The following is a 24,101-nucleotide window of genomic DNA, read 5'->3' as shown; positions in this document are numbered from 1 at the left end:
TTGAGTTTCCTTGCGAATTAGTGAGCAAATTGGGGCTGACGTCTGACTTCCCCCACTTTACTGATAAGATTGGGCCAAGCTTTTTCGCCTGCTGATTGACGCAGATAAGCCGCGATAGTTGCAATGTCTTCATCAGTAAAGGCTTGTCTAAACGCGGGCATTACGACGCCATGAATACCTTGGTCTGCGCGAAAGCCGTCTAAAATAACATTGATTAAATTGGTTGGTTCATCCAAATGCAGCGAAGAGCCAAGAGCCAGTAAAGGTCGACCTTTTACCATATCTTGACCACTATAATGGCAGGATTGGCAAGCGGCGGCATAGAGGTTAGCCCCCTTATCTAAACGCAAATCAGGCAGGGCTTGTTGCGCATTAATGGCACTTAATAAGGCCTCGTTGTTCTTAATGTTTTGCTCAACACTGCCTGCTTTATCCGCAAAATAGAGGCTAATAGCCATAAGATCGTCACTGCTTAATGCTGATAATCCAGCGTGAACAACCGGCGCCATGGGGCCACCCGCACTGTCATGGTAAGTAGAGTTCCCCGTGCTTAAATATTCGTAAAAGTCTTCAGCCTGCCACGGTAAGGGGGCGGGATTACTTGCAGTTAAAGATGGCGCATACCAGCCGTCTATCGCTGCACCGGCGTACATGTTGTCATAATCTTCAGCGCCAACTGCGTTGCGCGGTGTATGGCATGCTCCGCAATGCGCTAGGCCTTCAGACAAATAGGCACCGCGATTCCAATCTTCAGACTTATCACTTTGTTTGGCAAATTCAGAGGTATCGGCAAATAATAATTTCCAACCCGCTTGTAACCAGCGGATATTCAAGGGAAACGGAATACCATTTTCTTCTTTTACTTGGTTTACTGCTGGAATAGACGTCATGATGTAGGCGTAAATGGCCTTAATATCTTCAGCGCTCATCTTATTAAAATGCTCGTAAGGAAAGGCAGGTAAAAGATGATGACCATCACGGCTGACACCACTTCGCATGGCTCGCTCAAAGGCTTTTAAAGACCATGAGCCAATACCGGTTTTTTCATCGGGGGTAATGTTACTTGTATATATCGTGCCAAACTCAGTATGCATTTGGTAATTGCCAGCGTATTGCTGGCCGTCAGGGGCGGTATGACACGTACCACAATAGCCTGCCGAGGCTAAGGTTTTACCCAGGGCAATTTCTTGTGGCGTAAACGCCGAGTTTTGCTGAGGGTTAATTGGCTCAATAGGTGAATGCCAGGCATAAATGCCAAACAAACCTACACCGGTGATAAGCGCTAAGCTGATGATGATACCTTTGTGCATCGTATTTTACCCTTTTAGTGAAGGATGTCCTTAAAACGAAGTAAGCATGTGTTGAGCGCAACTACAGACAAGTCAGTCTTTAGTGAACAAAAAGTGACTGAAAACGCTACCTTGCTACCGTGTCTTATTACCCTAATCCCATGGCCGGTAAATATCCAGTGATTCATTTTATATCGACCAAAAAATGTGATTGAAGCTAGCGCTTTAAGGTTTCTTAATCATTAACCACACCGCCACCATCACCAAACTTAGGCCCGCAAGATGGTAATAGGTGAATGCTTCGTCTAACCACAGCACCGCAACAATAGAGGTGATCACCGGACCACAGGTGCCCACCACGCTAGTGCGCTCAGGCCCCATACGGTTAATGGCTTCTGCCACCAAAAACGAAGGAATGACAGTGGCAAATAATGCAATTGCAGCACACAGTAATAGTGCATCGTTGCCCACTTGCAGATCTTCAAATGAGTGGCTGAGCGCAAAGTGAAATAAAAAAAACAGACTGGCCGATATCATGGCGATGCAGGTAAACATTAAACTGCCGACCTTGCCAATTAGAGGTTTGCTCCACAAGGTGTAAATTGCAAAACTCACGGCGCTGATAAAGACCAAGGTGGTACCAAAAAGGACTTCATTGCCTAAAGTCACCATGTCGTGGGCAAAAATCAGCAAAATACCGGCATAAGAAAGCGCTAATATGCCCCAAATATGACGAGGCAATGCAGTGTTAAATACCCAGCGAGATAACAACACAACGAGAGTAGGGAAGCAAAACAGCACCACCCGCTCTAATTGTGCGCTGATGTATTGTAAGGCCCATAGGTCAAGAAAACTGGCCACATAATAACCTAGTACCCCTAACACTAAAATCATTGCTGCGTTGCTTTTATAGGCCGGTTGCAGTTGCGGATTTTTGCGCCACAACATCGCGCCTACTACCAAATAAATAGGCGCAGCAAAAAGCATTCGCAAGGTGATAAGTTGATTACTGTCGATGCCTAATAAATACACTTGTTTTACCAAGATAGGTTTCATCGAAAATAAAAAAGTACCCGCAAAAGCCAGTAATAATGCCGATACAAAAGAATGTTGTGCTTGCTCGGTATGCATTGTTGTTGACTCTTATTTATTAAAGGCAATAAAAAACGACCCTAGGGTCGTTTTAATAAAACACCAGTAGGTCAGTTTGACTCAGCTTTGCTGCCAATTGGGTCGACTGTTTTCAAAGGCGGTAATCTTGTCATTGAGCTCTAACGTAAGCCCTATGGCATCTAAGCCTTTCAATAAACTGGTTTTATGTTGCTCAGCGATATCAAAGTGAAAACTCAGGTTGTTGACTTTGACACTTTGCTCTTGCAAGTTAACCGTCACTTGTGCGTTGGCATCACTTTGTACCGCAGCAAAGAGCTGGTCAATTTCGTTGCTGGCTAATTGCACCGGCAGCAATTGGTTGTTAATACAGTTACCATAAAAAATGTCAGCAAAGCTGGTGGCGATAATCACTTTAAAACCATAATCATCTAAAGACCAAGGCGCGTGTTCACGACTGGAACCACAACCAAAGTTTTCACGAGTCAATAAAATACTGGCGCCTTGATGCTCTGGTTTATTCAAGGCGAAGTCGGGATTTAATACTTGTTCGTGCTCATCTAAATAACGCCAATCATGAAACAAGTGTTTGCCATAACCACTGCGCGTAACCGCCGTTAAAAATTGTTTTGGGATGATTTGGTCTGTATCGACGTTAGCCTGATTTAATGGTGCGACACGGCCACTGTGTATATTAATACCGGCATCTGTTGTTTGTGTTTGCATAATAATTCCTAAACTATTGGTAGTCGCGTACATCAGCGAAATGACCCGCTAATGCAGCAGCAGCTGCCATCGCAGGGCTAACCAAGTGTGTACGAGCCCCACGCCCTTGACGGCCTTCAAAGTTACGGTTGCTGGTTGACGCACAGCGATCTCCAGCTTGTAAAATGTCATCATTCATACCCAAACACATTGAACAACCCGGTAAGCGCCACTCAAAACCTGCTTCGATAAATATTTTGTCAAGTTGTTCTGCTTCGGCTTGTTGTTTCACTGCCACAGAGCCAGGTACCACAATTGCCGTTACGCCGCTGGCCACTTTGCCGTGTTTGGCAATCGCAGCAGCTGCGCGCATATCTTCAATACGACCATTGGTGCATGAACCTATAAATACGTTATTAACGGCTAACTCTGATAACTTTTGACCGGGGGTTAAGCCCATGTATTTTAATGCTTTAAGCGCTGAGTCTTGGTCGATAGGATCGCTAAAATCTTCTGGTGCAGGCACGGGATGATTCACGCCTACGACTTGGCCTGGGTTTGTGCCCCACGTTACTTGTGGGGTGATGTCTTTGGCTTCCAATACAACGACGGTATCAAATACCGCATCGTCATCAGATTTCAAACTCTGCCAATAGGCAACAGCCTGTTCCCAGTTGTCACCTTTAGGTGCGTATTCACGGTTTTGCACATAGTCAAAGGTGGTTTGATCTGGTGCAATTAAACCGGCTTTTGCACCCGCTTCAATACTCATATTACATACCGTCATACGTTCTTCCATGCTCAAGGCTTGGATGGCTTCACCGGCGTATTCTATTACGTAGCCCGTTGCGCCTGCATGACCAATTTTACCTATAATCGCGAGTATAAGGTCTTTGGCAGTTATACCGATTGGCAGGGCGCCGTTAACTTGCACTTTCATGCTTTTCGCTTTGCTTTGTTTTAAGGTTTGTGTGGCAAATACGTGCTCAACTTGTGAAGTACCGATACCAAAAGCCAAGGCACCAAAGGCACCGTGGGTTGCTGTATGTGAATCACCACAGACCACTGTCATACCGGGTTGGATCAAACCTAACTCCGGGCCCATCACATGCACAATCCCTTGTTTTTGGTGGCCTACAGGGAATAACTCAATGCCGTGTTTTGCGCAGTTATCTGCCAAAGTTTGAAGCTGTAATTTATTAGTAGGACCGCAAGCATCAATTGCCAATGAACGGGTAGATATACTGTGATCCATGGTGGCAAATGTCCGCTGCGGGCAACGGACTTTACGTCCTTTTACCTCAAGGCCTGCAAAGGCTTGCGGCGACGTCACTTCATGAATTAGGTGACGGTCGATATATATCAAGCCTTCTCCGCCGGTGGCGGAAACGTCTTGAGAATCTATGATATGGGCTTGCCATATCTTATCGTATAAGGTTGTTGCCATATTAATTTACTCTTTACTTAATGCTTAATGTCTTAGCGTTCAAAACGCAACTTACGCTAATAAACTGACAATATAATCACCAACTTCTTTGGTGGACTTAGCCAAGTGACGCTGATCAGCGGCTAATAATTCGCCGGTGAGTATGCCGTCTGCCAATGTTTGTAATACGGCTTGATCAATGGCATCTGCGGCGGCGGTTTCATTTAAACTAAAGCGCAATAACATGGCCGCTGACAAAATTTGTGCGATAGGATTGGCAATGCCTTTACCCGCGATATCAGGCGCTGAACCACCAGCAGGTTCATACAAGCCAAAGCCCTTACCATTGATACTGGCAGAGGGAAGTAGACCCATTGAACCGGTGATCATGGCGCATTCATCAGAAATAATATCGCCAAATAGGTTAGAGCACAGCATGACGTCAAAGCTATTGGGGTAACGCAATAATTGCATGGTCGCGTTGTCGATGTAGATATGTTCAAGGGTCACATCTGGGTAGTCTAAGGCGACTTCTTCGGTCACTTCACGCCACAAACGGCTGCATACTAACACGTTTGCTTTATCAACTGAGGTGACTTTTTTGCCACGCTTACGCGCAGCTTCAAAGGCGCTAATGGCAATTCGGCGAATTTCACGACGGCTATAACGCATCGTATCAAAGGCGTTTTGTTCTTCGCCTTCACCTTCTAGTCCTTTGGGTTTCCCAAAATAAATACCACTGGTGAGTTCGCGTATGACTAGTACATCAAAACCGCTGGCGGCGATGTCGGCGCGTAAAGGAGACAGCGCTTCAAGACCTGGATAAATTTTGGCTGGGCGTAAGTTACTGAATAAATCAAAATGACCACGCAAAGCAAGTAAGGCTGCACGCTCTGGTCGTTGTTCTAAAGGCAGGGCATCCCACTTGGGGCCACCAATTGAGCCAAATAAAATAGCATCTGCGGATTCACAGCCTTTGAGTGTGGCATCAGGAAGAGCATGGCCGTGGTTGTCGATGGCAATACCACCCACATCGAATTCATGTAAGTGAAACTGTAAATTGAATTTGTTACTGACCGCCGCCAATACCTTTTTGGCTTCAGTCATCACTTCTGGACCAATACCATCACCGGCTAACACTGCAATGTTGTATTCAGACATCTTGTTTTATACCCCTGCTATCTTGACTTGTTTTTTTTGCTGATCAATTTGGTCAGCCAAATGGGTGTTATTGAGTACGTAAATCAAGGCTTTAACCCCTGACTCTACGATGTCAGTGGCCAAACCAATGCCATTAAAACGACGGCCATTGTATTCAGCGATGACACTGACTTGGGCAAGTGCATTAGCACCTTCACCTTTAGAATCTAATTTAAAGTCGACAATCTCGATTTTATTATGCCCTAAGACCTTAGTGATGGCGTTATACGCGGCATCAACGGGACCATTACCGATGGCCGTTTCGGTGACTTCTTTATCACCGACCAATAAACTGACGGTAGCACTGGGAATTATCTCTTTACCTGAAGTGGCGTGCAGATATTTTAGCTCGTAATAGGCGTGATCATGTTTTTGTTGGCTAAAAAACAGTAACGCTTCTAAGTCATAGTCAAACACTTGGCCTTTTTTGTCGGCTAATTTTAAGAAAGCTTCGTACACGCTTTCAAGGTCAAAATCGCTTTCTTTATAACCTAACTCCATAAGGCGATGCTTAATAACATGACGGCCTGAACGTGAGGTTAGATTTAAATTGTTTTTGTTAATACCCACACTTTCTGGTGTCATGATCTCATAGGTATTTTGCGCTTTTAAGACACCGTCTTGGTGAATGCCTGACGAGTGGCTAAAGGCGTTTGCCCCAACAATGGCTTTATTGGCTTGAACGGGCATATTACACAAGTTACTGACTAACTTAGAGGTGCGAGAAATTTCCTGACTGCGGATGTTAGTTGTTAAGCCCAACATGGCCTGACGGGTTTGCAAAATCATGGCGATTTCTTCTAACGAACAGTTACCTGCGCGTTCACCCAAGCCGTTAATGGTGGCTTCAACTTGACGTGCGCCTTGCTCAACTGCGGCTAATGAGTTAGCAACAGCTAAACCCAAATCATTGTGACAATGCACCGATATGATCGCTTTATCGATATTTGGCACGCGATTGAATAAGTTTTTGATGATGCCGCCAAACTCGGTAGGGGTGGTATACCCCACGGTGTCAGGAATGTTCACCGTCGTTGCGCCAGCGTTAATGGCGGCTTCTACCATGCGGCACAAGTAATCGATATTAGTTCGGCCAGCATCTTCACAGGAAAATTCAACATCATTGGTATAACGACGCGCGCGTTTTACGGCTTGTACCGCCATTTCGACTACTTCATCTTGGGATTTGCGTAATTTTGCACCCACGTGAATTTCTGAGGTAGCAATAAAGGTATGAATACGGAAATGGTCAGCGACTTTAAGCGCTTCGCCGCAAGCATCAATATCTTTGTCTAAAGCGCGAGATAAACCGCATACGGTCGCATTTTTAATTTCACGCGCGATGGTTTGCACCGATTGAAAGTCGCCGGGTGACGACACGGGGAAACCCGCTTCAATAATATCGACGCCAAGACGTTCGAGCGCCAGAGCAATTTTCAGTTTTTCTTTAACGCCTAAACTGGCGGGTAAAGCTTGTTCGCCGTCCCGCAAGGTTGTGTCGAAAATTTTGACTTGGTTTGACATACCTTCTCCTATTGCTCCATTGCTGATGTTGAATACTTGGCTTATGCCAATTTGTTTAAAATCCCAGATACAAAAAACCCGTGCTGTGCACGGGTTTTGTAAAACGTAAACTTGTTTAGTTTGCTTACAATCTACCCGTGCAGTCTTGCTGCCAGAAGGAGTAGAGTAGAGAGAAATAACGTTTTCATGACGTATTGATTCTTCATTTATGTAAGGTTGAACTAAGAGCGGTATTTGTAACCTTTCAAGGCCAGCCGGTCAATACTAAAGCAGATTTAACTTTATAACTTAATGATATAAAGCCAAACGATGATCACTGCTTGCAAAGCAAATGTAGCCTTTGTTTCTTTTACTCACGCCAGCTAAATTTTACTGCCGGAATAGTAAGAGCCGGTTAACATGCGTTTTAATAAGCGAGTATTAACTTTCCAATGGGTTTTAAGCTCGTTTTTAATACTTCGCCATTTCCACGTTTCAAACCCCTTTTTTTGCGATGTTAATTTGCATTGCGCGCTATGCGCTAAATTAAAGTTGTCGATCTCATGCCAGTCTACCCGCCCAAATCCCAAAAATTCGTTGACCTTATTTTCTCTGTGTATCACTGACATCCACATGGGTTTGTGCCGCACTGTGGTAACGTGTTTTATTTTGCTCCATTGGCCATGCCGATTAATAAACCACACTGTTTTAAAATCAATGCTGCTTTCAATTAAACTTAAAAAAGGGTTATGGGTATGTGCGCGTTTTGCAAAACGAACATGTGGCTCAATCTGCAAGGTATACCCATCGACAAAATCTATCGCCATAAAGCGTTGTTGTTTGAAATGACTTTGCACTTCTTTAATGTAGTCTTGATGCAAACTATCATCGTTATCTAAACGCGAAGTAATAACAAAAGGTTTATTGAGTCTTTGTCTGATTTCTCGCTTAGATTGTTCATAAAACGCATCCATTCCATCAATAAATACAGGGGTGAAATTAGCGCATTGTTGCTGCAGTTGCCTGATGATAGAGTGATATTTTTCTGGTGTGGTGATATTAAAAAACACTAGGGCGTGTGGACCTTTTATGTATGAATTTTGTTCAAATCCAAAGCGTTTTGATCGCGACGACGGATTACAGGCCTAGTGGGCTAAGTCAAAATCCGGCAACAAAGAGCAAAACGCTTTAGGTTGAACCCTTCGGGTCCGTAACGGATGTTAAGCGTTTGTGCAGCATTTCTACTGCTTCATCACTCGCTCATGTAGAATAACTACACCGCGCTCGTGCTTTATTGTATAAATACCGCACAACACGCTGCAAAAACACACACCAAAGGTCAACACGCCCTAGCCAAGTGAAATTTTGTGTACTTTGCTTGAGTAAAGAAGGAAAACAATAATGGGAGAACAAGGTTAAACGATTTTCCATCCATTCATCAGTTAATACTTCGTTATTGCTTTTTGAAGCAAGCCAGTCTTTTTGACGTAAATTAAAACGGGTAATGACATAATGTTGAAACATATAAATTCCATTTTATAACTGAGTTCAGATAAGGCTGTTGGAGTTTTGACGAGGTAAGTAAATAACTCTCGAATTGGTTAGTAAATTATACGCAGATTGTGACGAGTTATTAAGTATTTAGTTCAGTATCAGCGGTAATTTATTTTTCAGATAATAAGGCTAAGAACGCTATCTAAAGGTTTGCCAGTTTATTGAAAAAGACAACATTAGCTCTCGTAAGGTCAATAAACGAGGTTGTGAGCGGCCTTTATGATTCCAGCTATGGCCACAGCAGGCGGCGGTAAGGCAGGAATTACTGGGTTTGATTAATTGGGTTTTGCTTGTCTTTGAATCGCTTTGATCAGCTAAGGCTTGGCCATAAAAGTTAAACCAGCCAAACTTATTTAAATGCAATTTTGCTTCTTCAAGGTCAAAACGATCAATTGAATCAAGTTCAATATGCTCAACGCCGAGCTCATTAACATAGACGGCGGCGCAAACACCCAGTTCAAAGGGGCGGTTATACCACGCTAGCGTTTTGTCTTGTTCTTGTAGCTTTGCAGGACATTTTGCCGCTTGTTTGTGTTGCCAACTGGCATTATGTATATCGATGTCAAGGGGGGCTTGGTGTTGCAATAAGTTATACGCGGCACGTTTAATGTGATGTTTTAATCCGCCAATTTCACGTTGCAGTAAACCGATGTTGGTGGTGTTTTTTTGGCTTAGACGGTTGAGTTCTCGCTCATAAAGGGCGTTACACAACTCGGCAAAATGCAGCTGACGCAGATCGTCAGAAAAAATATTAACTTGGCGACCTAAATCGATGGAGTCAGAGTTCATTTAAGTTGTTAACGAGACTGTAATTTAACCGTTGAGGTCAGTGCTTAATTGCCCTGACCTCAACAATTTTCATTACTGACCTTTAATTTCTTTACGGCCGTTATAGCTTACTGCACCACCAAGGGCTTCTTCGATACGAAGTAATTGGTTGTACTTAGCAACGCGATCAGAACGACACAACGAACCGGTCTTGATTTGACCCGCTGCGGTACCTACCGCCAAATCAGCGATGGTAGCGTCTTCTGTTTCGCCACTACGGTGTGAAATAACTGCAGTGAAACCCGCGTCTTTAGCCATACGAATGGCTTCAAGCGTTTCAGTTAACGAACCGATTTGATTGAATTTGATCAGAATAGAGTTACCTACGCCGTTATCAATACCACGCTTAAGAATTTTGGTATTAGTCACAAATAAATCATCACCGACCAATTGGATTTTGCTGCCCACTTTTTTAGTTAAGTAAGCCCAGCCATCCCAATCACTTTCGTCTAAACCATCTTCAATAGAAATGATGGGGTACTTTTCACTTAGCTCAGCTAAATAATCACTGAAACCTTCAGAACTGAAGACTTTACCTTCGCCTTTCAGATCGTATTTACCATCAACATAAAATTCAGATGCAGCACAATCCATGGCTAGGGTTACGTCTTTATTCATCACATAACCCGCAGCTTCAACCGCTTGAATGATAACGGTAAGGGCTTCTTCGTTGGAGCTTAAGTTAGGGGCAAAACCACCTTCATCACCGACAGCGGTGTTAAGGCCTTTGGCACTTAATACTTTTTTCAAGCTGTGGAAGATTTCAGCACCCATACGTAGCGCTTCTTTGAAATTTGCGGCGCCAACGGGCTGCACCATAAATTCTTGGATATCAACGTTGTTGTCAGCATGCTCACCACCGTTGATGATGTTCATCATCGGTACTGGCATTGAATATTGGCCCGCTGTACCGTTTAATTCTGAGATGTGTTGATAAAGCGGGATTTTTTTATCAAGGGCAGCTGCTTTAGCCACAGCAAGTGATACTGCCAAAATAGCGTTTGCGCCGAATTTTTCTTTGTTTTCGGTACCATCTAAGGCAATCATGATACGGTCAATGGCTTCTTGTTCGTACGCAACTTGGCCAATTAGAGCGGCTTGGATGTCATTGTTAATCGCGGCTACAGCTTTTAATACGCCCTTACCTAAATAACGGCTTTTGTCACCATCACGTAGTTCTAGTGCTTCACGGGAACCGGTAGATGCGCCAGAGGGTGCTGCTGCACGGCCCATTACACCTGATTCTAAATATACATCTGCTTCTACTGTTGGGTTACCGCGAGAATCCATGATTTCACGGCCAATAATCTTACTGATCTTTGACATTAACATTACCTTATATAGTCTGGATAAATGAGTCTAATCTTTGTAGGTGAAGTAGACCCCTTGTTATTTATATTATTTTAATTATTTTGTTTAAAATACTCACCAGCGGCTTTTACAAAGCCTTCGAACAAAGGATGTCCGTCTCGAGGAGTAGAGTTAAATTCTGGGTGAAACTGACCCGCTACAAACCAAGGATGATCGGCTAATTCAATGACCTCAACCAACCGTTTGTCGGTTGATAAACCTGTCACTAACAAGCCTTTGGCTTCTAATTCAGCACGCAATTTATTGTTGACTTCATAGCGGTGTCTGTGACGTTCGTAAATTTCGCTTGAACCATACAGGGCATGCACTTTACTCCCGGGAATCAAGTGACACAACTGACTCCCTAAGCGCATCGTGCCGCCTAGGTTAGACGACTCGTCACGTACTTCTGTGCTGCCATCGGCTTCAAGCCATTCAGTAATTAAACCAACCACCGGGTAGGGCGTTTCAGGGTTGAATTCAGTACTGTTTGCCTCTTCCATGCCGGCCACATTGCGGGCAAACTCAATCAGGGCTACTTGCATACCTAAACAAATACCAAGATAAGGAATTTTATTTTCGCGAGCATACTTAGCCGTAGCAATTTTACCTTCAATTCCGCGTTCGCCAAAACCACCTGGGACTAAGATAGCGTCAAGGCCTTGCAGCATTTGCTCGCCTTTGCTCTCAACATCTTGTGAGTCGATGTGTTTGATATTAACTGCTAAACGGTTTTTTAAACCCGCATGTTTTAGGGCTTCATTCACCGATTTATAAGCGTCTGGTAATTCAACGTATTTACCCACCATACCAATGGTGACTTCACCGATGGGGTTAGATTCAGCAAATAATACCTGCTCCCATTCTGTAAGGTCTGCTTCTGGGCAGTCATAACCAAAACGGGTCACCACTAAATCATCCATGCCTTGCGCTTTTAGCGCCGCTGGAATTTTGTAAATGCTGCTCGCATCTTTTAGCGAGATAACGGCTTTATCAGCAACGTTTGTAAATAAGGCAATTTTTGAACGTTCGTTAGAGGGTAGGGCATTAACTGAACGGCACACCAAAATATCAGGCTGAATACCGATTGAACGCAGTTCTTTCACTGAGTGTTGAGTGGGTTTGGTTTTTACTTCACCCGACGCAGGCATATAAGGCACCAAAGTTAGATGCATATACATCGCATGTTCACGACCGACTTCTGTGCCTAATTGACGAATCGCTTCTAAGAAAGGTTGTGATTCGATATCACCTACCGTGCCGCCAATTTCAACAATGGCAATATCTACGCCTTCAGCGCCTGCAATAATGCGGCGTTTAATTTCGTTGGTAATGTGCGGGATAACCTGGATGGTGGCACCTAAGTAGTCACCGCGACGTTCGCGTTTAATGACTTCTTCGTACACACGACCAGTGGTGAAGTTATTGCGTTTGGTCATGCGGGTACGGATAAAACGTTCATAGTGACCTAAATCGAGGTCGGTTTCAGCGCCATCGTCGGTTACAAATACTTCACCATGTTGAATAGGACTCATGGTGCCTGGGTCAACATTAATATAGGGGTCAAGTTTAAGCATGGTAACTTTTAAGCCACGTGCTTCTAAAATTGCAGCCAATGAAGCAGCAGCAATACCTTTTCCAAGTGATGAAACGACACCACCTGTGACGAAAATATAATTTGTCATGAGAACCCTAAGGCGTTGGAGTTGAAAAGATTTTTACTTTTTTGGGGCAAGGTACAGCGTAATGTCGCTACTCCTTAATAATCAGCCCCAGACGGGCAAATAGTATACTTAAAAGAGGGCTGTCTCACAATTCAAAAGCTCGGATTAATGGAATTATTTTAGCGCGCAGGGCAGGCGCGTTACTTACAAAGCAACGGCATTCGCTTTGCGCACTGGCAGTTCTTGTCGTTTTTAAAAGCATCGCTGCGCGACACAGATTATGCGCTACGCATACAAAGCAACAGCATGTGCTTCGGCACGCCAAGCATGCGCTGGCGCTTATGGCATCCATGCCGTATTTCAAACCACGTCCCGTGGCTCGCCCTACTTCTTTTCAACAGCTAAAAGAAGTAGGCAAGAAAAGCCGCTCTCCAACCAACTTACTATTCCACTTCAAGCCCCAACGTGTTGATCAAACCGGTGCGGATAGCACGTCCGTATGCTCGCCTCACCTTGCCAGACATCCTGTCTGGTCATTTGACAAGTTGTGTCTTAAATCGGGTAAGTTGGAGTCGAGAGTATATGGCCTGCGGCCACTAAGATTATCGCTGCGCGACATAGCATGGCCTCCATCCAAAAAAATAAGAGCTTTGCACAATTCCATCGAAGTTCTTTTGTAGGAGGTGCTTTAGCTCCGAGGCTTTTGCTTTTCGATGCCAAAGACTCAAATCCAACCTACAAAAGTGCAAGATCTTGATGTTTTGTAGGTCGCCTTCAGGCCGTCATAATACCGCAAGCGCAACTCAGGGTACGTTTATGAAGGGAGGAAAAATACCCGCTTATATTTTTCTAAAAGCATGTATATTAGACAAGATTTGATGTGCATTTTAGCATCACAAAGTTATGTTTAATTTTGGTTTCCTATGAAAGCTGTTTCGTGATTTTAATATAGTAAGGATGTATCTGGTGGGTATTTTAGCCAATAAATTTGTAAGGCCGGTTATAGCTTTAGGCTTATTCATCGTTATTTTTATCAACGCAAATCGGTATTTCAAAGAATATACGTCGGAGTTTACTGATATTACCCTATATTCCTCGGTTCTTGATGAAAATAGAAAGCTTTTTATCAGACTTCCGCAACATTATGATAAAGCTAAAAGCTATCCTCTTATTATCAAAACTGATGGTAATTTTAATTTAAAGCGCTGGGATGAGTCGTTATCTCAGCTGTCAAAAAATGAGGTGATAGAAGATTCGATTATAGTAGCCATCCCTAATTTATTTTGGTTCGACACACGCAATAGGGATTTAGTCCCGCCTTTTGCTCGAAAAGACGTTCAAATAGGCGCGAGAGCACCATCTGAAAACGAGCCAAATGTATTTGGTAAAGCAGATCTTTTTTTAGCGTTTATTGAAGACGAAGTTATTCCTTTTATAGAAGAACGTTACTCAGTTAACGATAATAGAGTGCTATCCGGTTTTTCTGCTGGTGGAAGTTTTGTTTTATACACAATTATCACTAAGCCGAAATTGTTTACGGGATACTTTGCATTTAGCCCAGCAGCTTGGTACGACGAATCAGTTGTTGTAAGTGAATTTAAAACAGGACTTCAACGTATAAGCGGGAGGCCCTTGTTTCTATATTTGAGCATTGGGACTGCGGAAAATGACATTATTACGGGCTCTTTTAAGCAGTTGCTATCAGGAATTGAGCAAAATGCACCATCTAATTTATATTCTGATTACAGTTATAGTGAAGGAGCGGGTCATTCAGAAAATCCCTATATTTCTGTACCAAAAGCCTTGAAAGCATATTATGAATTTAGAGCGAAGAATCAGTAAGTTAAGCATGCTGGCTTGGCAAATAGGGGGTTGGTTTTTTTTAGATTAATTTATTCTTAATTCGAAGAAAGGGCTTTTCTCCTTGACTCATAGCTCCCCGAGTACCGCAGATTAAAACAGGGCAAATTGCAGGGATGCAATTTGAGTGACTTCGCGTCGGGAACGCGTATTCACCACAACGGAGTTGCGACCTGTTGTAAGCTAGGAACGCAAGGGATAAGAGCAATGCTGGAGAGCGGCCTTTCTTGCTTACTTCTTTCGGCTGTTGGAAATAAGTGAGTTGGACGACATGGATGTCGTTTGAAAAAAGGCAGGGACTGCCAGTGCGCTTTGCGCATGTCCTGTGCTCGAAGTACATGCCCCATCGCGCAGCGATACTTTTTGCTGTTAAAAGCTCAAAGCTCGCCAAAGCTGTTCTTACTAATCCTCTGCCAACTTCTTCAACTGATACAAATAATCTAACGCCAGCTTTGGTGTCAGTTCATCTGGATTGATCTTTTGCAAAGCCATACGTAACTCATCACTTTGGGTAAGCATATCAAACTGCTTAACGGTGCGAACCGGTGTTTCAACCACACCTGTGCTGCTGTTTTCCAGTTCATGTAATTTGAGCTTTGCTTGTTGAATAACCGGTTTGGGCACACCTGCAAGTTGAGCGACTTGCAAGCCGTAACTCTTGTTGGCCGCGCCTTCTTGGACGGCATGCATAAAACGAATGTTATCGTCGTGCTCAACCGCGTCTAAATGCACATTGGCGAGCTCAGGTAGGGCATCGGCTAGGCGGGTTAATTCGAAATAGTGGGTCGCAAACAAGGTATAAGATTGCAGCTTTTGCGCCAAGTACTCAGCGCAGGCCCAAGCCAACGATAAACCGTCGTAAGTGCTGGTTCCACGGCCTATTTCATCCATGAGTACCAAACTATTTGAGGTGGCATTATTAAGGATATTGGCAGTTTCGGTCATCTCTACCATAAAGGTTGAGCGGCCAGAGGCGAGATCGTCAGAGGCGCCGATACGCGTAAAAATACGATCGATAGGGCCAATCTGTGCATTTTCAGCGGGTACAAAACTACCAATGTAAGCCATTAAAACAATCAGCGCTGTTTGACGCATATAGGTTGACTTACCGCCCATATTTGGACCGGTGATAATCAGCATACGGCGTTTGGGGTTAATCGCAATAGGGTTGGCGATGAACGGATTTTTCATCACCTGTTCGACTACTGGATGACGGCCTTGGTCAAAGTGAATACCGCTTTGCCCGTTTAAATTAGGGCAATGGTAATCTAAGGTGTCGGCGCGCTCAGCTAAGTTAGTCAGCACGTCAAGTTCGGCTAAGGCGTCGGCACTTTGCATCAAGCGGCCAAGCTCTGGCATCAAAATATCAAATAGCTCGTCATATAATCGTTTTTCTAAGGCCAGTGAGCGGCTTTGGCTGGTAAGGACTTTGTCTTCGTGTTCTTTTAATTCAGCCACGATAAAGCGTTCGTTGTTTTTTAAGGTTTGACGCCGAATATAATCAGCGGGCACCAAGTGCGCTGAGCTGCGACTGACTTCAATAAAAAAGCCATGCACTTTGTTGTAACCGACTTTGAGACTAGAGATGCCGGTGCGATCTTTTTCGCGTTGCTCCAACTCGTCTAAATAATCGGTGGCGCCTTGGGATAATGCCCGAAGCTCATCTAATTCTGCATTGTAGCCGGTTTTTATTACCCCACCATCGCGAATCAATATCGGTGGTGACTCTTCAATGGCGGCGTCGAGTAAATCAGCGAAACCAGGAAACTGACTAATGTCAGTGGCTAGTTGCGTTAGCCCAGCGTTGGCATGTTGCGCTGACTCGTCGCTAATAAAACATTGTATCTCAGGCAGTAATCGAAAGGCCTGGCGTAAACGAGCAAAGTCCCGCGGCCGTGCAGAACGCAGTGCTAAACGTGCTAATACGCGCTGCATATCACCAACTTGCTTAAGTAACTGTTGCAGCTGGGGATAATCGATATTGATTAATGAACGGATAGTGTTTTGTCGTGTTTTTAATTTTTGTACATTAGTTAATGGCCGATGCAACCAGCGCTGTAATAAACGGCTGCCCATGGGTGTTGAGGTATTGTCGAGCACACTGGCTAGGGTATGTTCACGGCCACCTGAGAGGTTTTGGGTTAGCTCAAGATTTTTGCGCGTAGCCGCGTCCATTAATACAGTATCACTGGCCACTTCTAACTCAATTTTACGAATATGAGGTAGGGCCGCGCGCTGGGTGTCTTTAACATATTGCATAACGCAGCCAGCGGCGCATAGCGCAGTTTGGCTGTTGTTTACCCCAAAGCCGCTAAGCTCTTTGGTGCCAAATTGCTGGTTTAGTAGTTTAAGTGAGGTGTCGTAATCAAATTCCCACTGTGGGCGGCGGCGCAAACCTTTGCGTGCATCTATCAATGCAGGGTAAGCAAAATTTTCTGGGTAGAGTAATTCAACCGGATTGGTGCGCTGAATTTCCGCAGCGAGGGCTTCGATATCTTGCGGTTCACAGATGGCAAAGCGTCCGGTTGTTACATCTAAAGTGGCATAACCAAAATACTCTTTTTGAGCCTGCTTTACTGCCACGATGGCGGCCAGAATATTATCTTGTTTATCTTCTAATAAGGCCTCATCAGATACCGTGCCTGGGGTCACAATACGCTGTACTTGACGCTCGACTGGGCCTTTGCTGGTGGCAGGGTCGCCAATTTGTTCAACAATAGCCACCGATTGGCCGAGTTTTACCAATCGGGCTAAGTAGTTTTCAACCGCATGATAGGGCACCCCAGCCATGGGGATGGCGTTACCGCCTGATTTACCCCGTGCGGTTAGAGAAATGTCGAGTAATTCAGAGGCTTTTTTGGCGTCGTCAAAAAACAATTCATAAAAGTCGCCCATACGATAAAACAGGAGTATGTCAGGATGCTGAGCTTTGATACTCAGGTATTGCTGCATCATCGGTGTGTGGGTTTGTAAGGCAGGACTGATTTGGCCTTGCTCTGAACTTTTATTCAACGTCATAATATGAATACTTTCTTATTGTTAAGGGGCAAACAAATAACCTGCCCACTGACTAGCGACTTAGGCGTGCACTATGAATCATGAAATAGACCAACTTTCTGCATTGTTGGGCCAAAAATTACTGGCCAAAAACTGGACAGTAACATGCGCAGAATCCTGCACCGGAGGGGGCATAGGATACGCTATCACCAGTATTTCTGGAAGTTCAACTTGGTTTAAACAGGCATACATTACCTATTCAAATGAAGCAAAACAGCAGCTATTGGGCGTGTCTGCTCAGACCTTAAACGATTTTGGTGCGGTATCTGAGCAAACCGTGTTAGAAATGGCTGCAGGCGCGGCAAAATTAGCCCAAGCACAGCTTGCCGTTGCGGTTAGCGGTATTGCAGGCCCAGATGGAGGGAGCGCAGAAAAACCAGTGGGTACGGTTTGGTTTGGTTTTTATGTGGATGGAAAAGTGACTGCGCTCAAACAACTATTTAAGGGGAATCGTCAACAAGTGAGAGAAAAATCAATTGAGTTTTGCTTGTCAAAAGTGTTGAAGATGATTTGAGCCGCGGGACATATTCCATTAGCTAAGTGCAAACCTAAAGGCTAAGTGACCGTCACCGCCCCATGAAAGTCGAGTTAATCAATACGACCTTCAAAGGGCGATGTTGGATACTTTTAGCCTTCTTTTTCAATGACGGCAATCCACTGCGGCCAAATGCCCAATTGGCCAATGGCTAATTTAATACAAACTAACAATGGTACGGCTAACAGCACGCCAAACGCGCCCCATAGCCAACCCCAAATCACCAGCCATAGCACCACAACAAGTGGGTTTAAGCGCATATTGCGGCCGAGCACCGTAGGGGTCACAAACTGTGACTCGATGAGGTTTAAACCAAAATAAACCGCGGGCGGCATCAAAGCCATCCACTCTAAACCGTACTGAGTAACGCCGGCTAAAGACAATATAGCCATACCAATCACACTGCCTACGTAGGGGATAAAGTTTAATAATGCCGCTAATACCCCCCATAACAAGGCATCTTCTACACCCAATAGCTTTAATACAACGGCAGTACTGGCCCCTAAGGCTGCATTAATCAAACTGATTGTGCCGATATAGCGCGATAGTTCTACTTGGATGGTGGTGGCTAAATGAATGGCTTGCTCACGCTTACTGTCTTCATTCAGCCCGTTGACATAAGCTTGAAACAAACCTGGGCCAAATATCAGCAAAAATAAAATAAGGACTAAGCCCGTGAACACTTGGGCTAAAAGCAGCGGTGTGGCGGCTAACATGCTGACTAATACTTCTAAGCTTCCTTGCTTAATGCGCTCGGTCACCATGTTTTCTTCTTCTATTTCTTTTTGCTCTTCGGTTTCATCGTCTAGCCAGCCAAAAAACGTAAACCGAGATTTTTCTTTAGGAGGGGGCGTGGTGCCTTGGGTTTCTTCACCCTGAATCGCTGAATTAATCGACTCTAATTGTTCATTCAAACTCTTTGAAAGTTGCGGTAGAAGTTGTGCCCATTTTTGCACCGGTTGGGCTAATTGCACCCCTAAAAAGCTAAAAGGTGCAATTAATAACGTGACAAGTAACAGCGCAGATACCAAACGCGGCACGTGAGCGCGTTTAAACAAGGTGACTAAAGGACTGATCAACAAGGCGAGTAAAAAAGTCGCAATCAAGGTCAGCAATAAGGTTTGCGCAAAATATAAGGTATACAGTATGGCTAATACGGCTAACCAATTAAGGGCGGCTGTGCGGCTGAGTTTTTTGGCTAAGGCCTGTTCGTTTGCAGTGGAACCTTGCTCTGAACTTTGCATATTCATTCAAATCCTAATTTTGATGGTGTATTCGCTTAAGGGGCTTGGTGGAGTATCTACGAATAAACACTAAACAAGAAATATGCCGTCATTGAAAAATGCCATGACTGGTCTTTCTCCTCTTATAATCCGTGTGCTGTGCGAAATCTGCATCAATATATAATTTGAGCACAGCGCGCAGTTATGCATATATTACAGACTCGTGTGTAGAAAAAATGCACAGTGCAGTAGGAAGGCGTCAAAAATTGGTAACTGGATATGACGCTGGTATCAGTAAAATATCGCAAGAAGACGAAAAAATTATTAAATCTGCTTGTAACTGTATAACCATACAGTATACTTCCGCCATAATTTAAAATAATGAGCAACTCTAATCGGGTTGTGCACAGACAGCAACAAGGATTTTTTATGGATGACAATAAAACTAAGGCGTTAACTGCGGCTTTAGGTCAAATTGAAAAACAATTTGGTAAAGGCGCCATTATGCGTCTAGGCGATAATAACGCACTAGACATTGATACCATTTCAACGGGTTCACTTACTATTGATATTGCCCTTGGCATAGGCGGTTTACCTTGTGGCCGTGTGGTTGAAATTTACGGTCCAGAATCTTCAGGTAAAACAACATTGACTTTGCAAGTTATTGCAGAAGCGCAAAAAGCCGGTAAAACCTGTGCTTTCGTTGATGCTGAGCATGCTCTTGATCCCTTATATGCCAAAGCGTTGGGCGTAAACATCGACGATTTACTCGTGTCGCAACCTGATACGGGTGAGCAGGCATTAGAAATTTGTGACATGTTAGTGCGCTCGGGTGCGGTAGATGTGGTGATTGTTGACTCGGTTGCCGCATTAACACCAAAGGCTGAAATTGAAGGTGACATGGGTGACTCACATATGGGCTTGCAAGCTCGGTTAATGTCACAAGCCTTACGTAAACTAACTGCCAATATTAAACGTTCGAATACCTTGGTTATTTTCATTAACCAAATCCGGATGAAAATTGGTGTGATGTTCGGTAGCCCCGAAACCACAACGGGCGGTAATGCACTTAAATTTTATGCTTCAGTGCGTTTAGACATTCGTCGCATTGGTTCGATTAAAGAAGGCGATGAAGTGGTTGGCAGTGAAACCCGTGTAAAAGTCGTCAAAAATAAAGTGGCACCGCCCTTTAAACAAGCTGAATTCCAGATCATGTATGGCCAAGGTATTTGTAAAGAAGCCGAGTTAATTGATTTAGGCGTTCAGCAAAAAATGGTTGAAAAAGCAGGCTCTTGGTACAGCTACAACGGTGAGCGTATCGGCCAAGGTAAATCAAATGTCATTAAATTTTTAAAAGAAAACGTAGCGATGTCGAATGATATTGAAAAGCGTTTACGTGAGACTTTGTTGTTATCTAAAACCATCAAACCAGAACCACCTGCGGCAGCTGCAGAGGTATTATAAATATTTCATCAATGTTTAAGCGTTATGCTGTCTTTTGCCCCACCTTGAGTGGGGCTTTTTTGTTATAGGAAGATGCAATAAACGAGTGCTACAAGGCCGAGAATAAATGGCGCGTGGCTAACAACTCCGTTGGGGCAACACCGTTGGGGCAGCCCCACAAAAGACAAAGCAACCCCCTGTAGGAGTTCCCTTCAGGGACGAACAAATTAGCCACAGATGCTGACCCTAAAACCAATACCTGTTTATCAACGTGTGTTGAATATTTTAAATAAAAGCTTCGCAGCTAATACCATCCCTTACGGCCGTGCCGGTCATTGGCAGCTCTTACAACATCAAACAATTTTCGAAACTTTGCCAAAGTCTTTAGCCCAGCTGTCTGGAAACTTACCTTGTAATACATATGAGAACGCGATGAGCTCGGCAATAATATGATAGAGCTGATCAGGTATTTCCTGGCCTAAATCCAATGTGGCTAAAAAGTCACTTAGGTAAGGATCTTCATGCACCAACACCCCATTCTGTTTGGCTAGTTCAATAATCTCTTGCGCTAGTTCACCAAAACCTTTGGCTATTACAGTGGGCGTAGCCGAGGCTTCACCTTGCTGGTATTTAAGAGCGACGGCACTTTTGTTTTTTGTTTTATTGGTCAATTTTTCACCTGGTAAATGTGCTTCACGGCCTAGGCCTGTGTTTGAAATATATGATAGGGTCGGTCTGCCAAGGTGTCGGGAATTTTACCCAATTGGCATTGGCTTTTTGCTACTTCGATACCTAAGGAGGCTAGGCGTTTTTTCAATAAAGGCATAAAGTTCATCACCTGGTGTTTGACACTATCATTTGAGGCATAAAAATCGATTTCTACTTCATCGGGACGAAGTTTTGCTTTGGTTAACAATTCACCTAATTCGCCAATGTTCAATTTCATGGTGAGTTGCCATGTTTTAGGTGTTGATGCATTTTGTGCCTTATCTTCTTTATGTTGTTCTTCACGTTTTACTAGCAATTCGATGTTATTAAACTTGTCACCCAAAAGACTGGGCAGGTTGTAATAATAGGTTTCTTGCCCTTGCAGTAATTTTTCGCTATTCGCCAATTTGTTGCTTTGATGGTCGGCTAGTAAGCGGCTTATCTCTCGTATTAGTTGAGAGCGTTGCTCTAGCTGAGAAAATTCTTGTAATGCCTTAGCTGGGTTGGCCGGTACATCACCTTTAGTCGGCTCGCTAAAAATAGAGGGTAAGATTTGGGCCAAACGTTCTGCTTGACTGGGTTGATTACGCAATAGCCTTGAGGCTAACGAGACTTGTAATAAGGTGACCAAACCACTGAGCATGCCCTGAGTGGCGGGTGGCGAGATGATCTGCACAGCGGAAAGTGGCAAAGATGGCGCGCTCATTAACTGTTTAATATTAGCCGCATCTTGCTCTTTACCTTGAGGCGTTGCTTGCCGAATTTCTTGAGCAACTTGTTTTAACCAGCTTTGCGTAGCAGGCTCTGCCAAGGTTTTTTGCGTTGCAGTCTCAGTGAGTAATTTTTCGAAATTGTTCAGCACAACACTCGGTAATTCAGCCTTAGGTTGTGCAAGCCGCAGTAAGTTTTGCAGCATGGTCAGTTGAGCAGGTTTACTGTTCACAAACTCGTTAGTGACCACGGTTTCGCTGCTAGTTTTATTTAGTATTGCATCAATGATGATTTTAAAATCAGGCAAGGTAGCGGGGTAGGATTTGGCGTTTAAAGTACCAGCGTGAGGACTAAGATGACTGAGTCCTGAAGCACTTTGGGCGCTAGCTGCCGGTAACGACGATGACATTGAACCTATGTCGATTGCAGAACTTGCTCGTTTTGCACTTTGTGGTTCATTTCTGGTTTTTAGGGTTTGAGCCTCTAACATCTGTTCGGGTTTTATGGGATTTCCAAGTAAAGCCTTACCGAGTAAATCCTTACCGGGTATGTCCTTACCGGGTAAAGGTGCATCACCCGCTTGTTTAAGCTGCACTTGTTGTTTTAACTCGACCAAGGTTGCTGGAGACACGGGCGCTAGCTGACCAGTAGAAGTCCTATCAGGAGCTTGATGTAAGTGGGTATTCACATTCATTTTGTCAACAATTTTTAATGCACTTAAGTGTTCTAATTGGCTAGAAGTTAATGGTATGTTTGCCACGAGTTTAGGGTGCTGAATGTGTAAATTAGCGTTGCCATTGGCGCTAAACTGTAAGCTTATTTTTTCTGGTAACAAATTAAGCACTTTAGCTAATATGGCTTGATTATTCGGGGTGTTATGTTGAGTTAATTGGTTAATAAGGGTTTTAAGCGGCAGCGGTATGTCGATGGGTTGCTTAGTAGCTTGCTGCTGCATAACTGTTTTAACTAGTGCAGCCGCATCTTCTGGCGTAAGAGTGAGCTTGGCCAGCGCGCCAAGATTAGCGCTGGGCTGGTTTGTGCTTAGCATTTTGGCTGACAACTCCTCGCGCTGCAGGCTTCCCTCTGGTGAGCCGAGCCTTGTTTTAATGTGCTCGTGTAGCTTCCGGTCACTCAAAGAAACCTGTTCGGTAGCCCGAGATTGCAATGACGGATTGTTTTCTAAAGGCTTGACGATTAATTGCCAGTTTTTGCCTTTGACCAGCATATCGATACTGACGGAATCGCCTTTTTGCGCCGGTACATTGGATGACAGTGGTAGAGTAATCGTTTGACTGGGTTTACTGCCGATAAGATTAATACTTAATTGCCTCGTGAGTTGCTGGTCAGATGCAGTATTGGCAATCGTACCTTGTAACACGGTGAACAAATTTGCACTTTTGGCGGTATTGGCACCTGCAAACTCCAGTTTATACTGACCTAATAAGTGATTGAGTTGATTGGCTGGTAATTTTAACAAAGTTAGGCTGAGCGGGTCTGTTAGCGGCAATTTGCTTATCTCACCGGTTGCCGTTTTACTAAAAAATTGCAACAAATCCGTAGAAGCCTGCTTGAGGTTGACCTGATATGTTTGGCCGCTATTAAGTGAGCCTTGTAATTGCTTGGTTGGCAATAACGCAGCTTTTACTTGAGCACTTGTTGTGGGGCTTAAACTAAATTGATTGCCCTCTAAGTGCCGAACAACGACTTCAATCGCTTGACGAGCGACATCCGAATTTGGCGCCGCTTTTGCCAGTTGGTTTAAGGCTTGATTGAGCTGAATATTTGAATGTAAAGGTATCTCTGTCATAACAGCGTTATCGGCCAAAAGTCAGATTTATTAGCTTACGCTAAACATTAAAAGCGCAGCAAACAAGTTTTATCGAAAGCCAACAGTGCTGATATGCTTATTATTCTCAACCTTCTGTTACAAATTGA

Annotated in this window: 18 protein-coding genes; 3 read left to right on the top strand and 15 right to left on the bottom strand. The window is 44.0% G+C overall.

What is annotated here, in order from left to right; genetic code table 11:
* Positions 1-17: 17 nt before the first annotated feature.
* The 11 genes from ACEN2L_RS04910 to ACEN2L_RS04860 form a co-directional block, all read right to left on the bottom strand.
* Positions 18-1,310, bottom strand: a complete 1,293-nt coding sequence (locus ACEN2L_RS04910; RefSeq protein WP_441742167.1) for a c-type cytochrome — start codon at positions 1,308-1,310, stop codon at positions 18-20.
* 204 nt (positions 1,311-1,514) lie between these two features.
* Positions 1,515-2,420 carry a DMT family transporter gene (locus ACEN2L_RS04905; RefSeq protein WP_441742165.1) on the bottom strand — a complete coding sequence of 302 codons (906 nt, stop codon included), beginning with the start codon at positions 2,418-2,420 and terminating at the stop codon, positions 1,515-1,517.
* A gap of 81 nt (positions 2,421-2,501) precedes the next feature.
* Entirely contained in the window at positions 2,502-3,125 is a 624-nt protein-coding gene (gene leuD, locus ACEN2L_RS04900; RefSeq protein ID WP_306021575.1) for a 3-isopropylmalate dehydratase small subunit, read from the bottom strand.
* A 13-nt stretch (positions 3,126-3,138) separates the two neighbouring features.
* Positions 3,139-4,551, bottom strand: a complete 1,413-nt coding sequence (gene leuC / locus ACEN2L_RS04895; protein WP_441742163.1) for a 3-isopropylmalate dehydratase large subunit — start codon at positions 4,549-4,551, stop codon at positions 3,139-3,141.
* A 51-nt stretch (positions 4,552-4,602) separates the two neighbouring features.
* Positions 4,603-5,691: a 3-isopropylmalate dehydrogenase gene (leuB, locus tag ACEN2L_RS04890; RefSeq protein ID WP_441742161.1), complete on the bottom strand. Its 1,089-nt coding sequence runs from the start codon at positions 5,689-5,691 to the stop codon at positions 4,603-4,605.
* Between the two features lie 6 nt (positions 5,692-5,697).
* The gene (gene leuA, locus ACEN2L_RS04885) at positions 5,698-7,254 is read right to left on the bottom strand and encodes a 2-isopropylmalate synthase (RefSeq protein ID WP_306021578.1); all 1,557 of its coding nucleotides are present in this window, start codon (positions 7,252-7,254) and stop codon (positions 5,698-5,700) included.
* 362 nt (positions 7,255-7,616) lie between these two features.
* Entirely contained in the window at positions 7,617-8,303 is a 687-nt protein-coding gene (locus ACEN2L_RS04880; protein WP_441742158.1) for a glycosyltransferase, read from the bottom strand.
* Between the two features lie 190 nt (positions 8,304-8,493).
* On the bottom strand, positions 8,494-8,757 hold the full coding sequence (locus tag ACEN2L_RS04875) for a glycosyltransferase (protein WP_441742156.1): 264 nt from the start codon (positions 8,755-8,757) through the stop codon (positions 8,494-8,496).
* 168 nt (positions 8,758-8,925) lie between these two features.
* Entirely contained in the window at positions 8,926-9,576 is a 651-nt protein-coding gene (locus tag ACEN2L_RS04870; protein WP_441742154.1) for a hypothetical protein, read from the bottom strand.
* Between the two features lie 72 nt (positions 9,577-9,648).
* On the bottom strand, positions 9,649-10,941 hold the full coding sequence (gene eno / locus ACEN2L_RS04865; protein ID WP_306021581.1) for a phosphopyruvate hydratase: 1,293 nt from the start codon (positions 10,939-10,941) through the stop codon (positions 9,649-9,651).
* Between the two features lie 77 nt (positions 10,942-11,018).
* Complete coding sequence (locus ACEN2L_RS04860) at positions 11,019-12,650, bottom strand: CTP synthase (RefSeq protein ID WP_441742152.1); 1,632 nt, start codon at positions 12,648-12,650, stop codon at positions 11,019-11,021.
* A 945-nt stretch (positions 12,651-13,595) separates the two neighbouring features.
* On the opposite strand from ACEN2L_RS04860, the gene ACEN2L_RS04855 reads away from it, so the two are divergent.
* A complete protein-coding gene (locus tag ACEN2L_RS04855) occupies positions 13,596-14,471 on the top strand; it encodes an alpha/beta hydrolase (RefSeq protein WP_441742150.1) in 876 nt (291 codons plus the stop codon).
* 420 nt (positions 14,472-14,891) lie between these two features.
* Here ACEN2L_RS04855 and mutS read toward each other — a convergent pair whose 3' ends face one another.
* A complete protein-coding gene (gene mutS, locus ACEN2L_RS04850) occupies positions 14,892-17,507 on the bottom strand; it encodes a DNA mismatch repair protein MutS (RefSeq protein WP_441742148.1) in 2,616 nt (871 codons plus the stop codon).
* A 73-nt stretch (positions 17,508-17,580) separates the two neighbouring features.
* Here mutS and pncC point away from each other — a divergent pair, with 73 nt between their 5' ends.
* Positions 17,581-18,060, top strand: coding sequence for a nicotinamide-nucleotide amidase (gene pncC, locus ACEN2L_RS04845; protein ID WP_441742146.1), 480 nt, complete (start codon positions 17,581-17,583; stop codon positions 18,058-18,060).
* A gap of 113 nt (positions 18,061-18,173) precedes the next feature.
* Here pncC and ACEN2L_RS04840 read toward each other — a convergent pair whose 3' ends face one another.
* A complete protein-coding gene (locus ACEN2L_RS04840) occupies positions 18,174-19,331 on the bottom strand; it encodes an AI-2E family transporter (protein WP_441742144.1) in 1,158 nt (385 codons plus the stop codon).
* A gap of 402 nt (positions 19,332-19,733) precedes the next feature.
* Between ACEN2L_RS04840 and recA the strand changes: the two genes are divergently transcribed.
* Complete coding sequence (recA, locus tag ACEN2L_RS04835; protein WP_441742142.1) at positions 19,734-20,768, top strand: recombinase RecA; 1,035 nt, start codon at positions 19,734-19,736, stop codon at positions 20,766-20,768.
* 332 nt (positions 20,769-21,100) lie between these two features.
* Here the strand turns inward: recA and ACEN2L_RS04830 are convergent, their stop codons facing one another.
* Positions 21,101-21,418: an EscU/YscU/HrcU family type III secretion system export apparatus switch protein gene (locus ACEN2L_RS04830; protein ID WP_441742140.1), complete on the bottom strand. Its 318-nt coding sequence runs from the start codon at positions 21,416-21,418 to the stop codon at positions 21,101-21,103.
* 29 nt (positions 21,419-21,447) lie between these two features.
* Positions 21,448-23,973, bottom strand: coding sequence for a flagellar hook-length control protein FliK (fliK, locus tag ACEN2L_RS04825; protein ID WP_441742138.1), 2,526 nt, complete (start codon positions 23,971-23,973; stop codon positions 21,448-21,450).
* Positions 23,974-24,101: the final 128 nt, after the last annotated feature.

Origin of the sequence: Flavobacterium sp. W21_SRS_FM6 (genome assembly GCF_052119645.1) — a bacterium.
Lineage (GTDB): Bacteria > Pseudomonadota > Gammaproteobacteria > Enterobacterales > Alteromonadaceae > Paraglaciecola.
The sequence above is the reverse complement of the archived record's forward strand: the minus strand, read 5'-3'. Positions and strand labels throughout refer to the sequence as shown.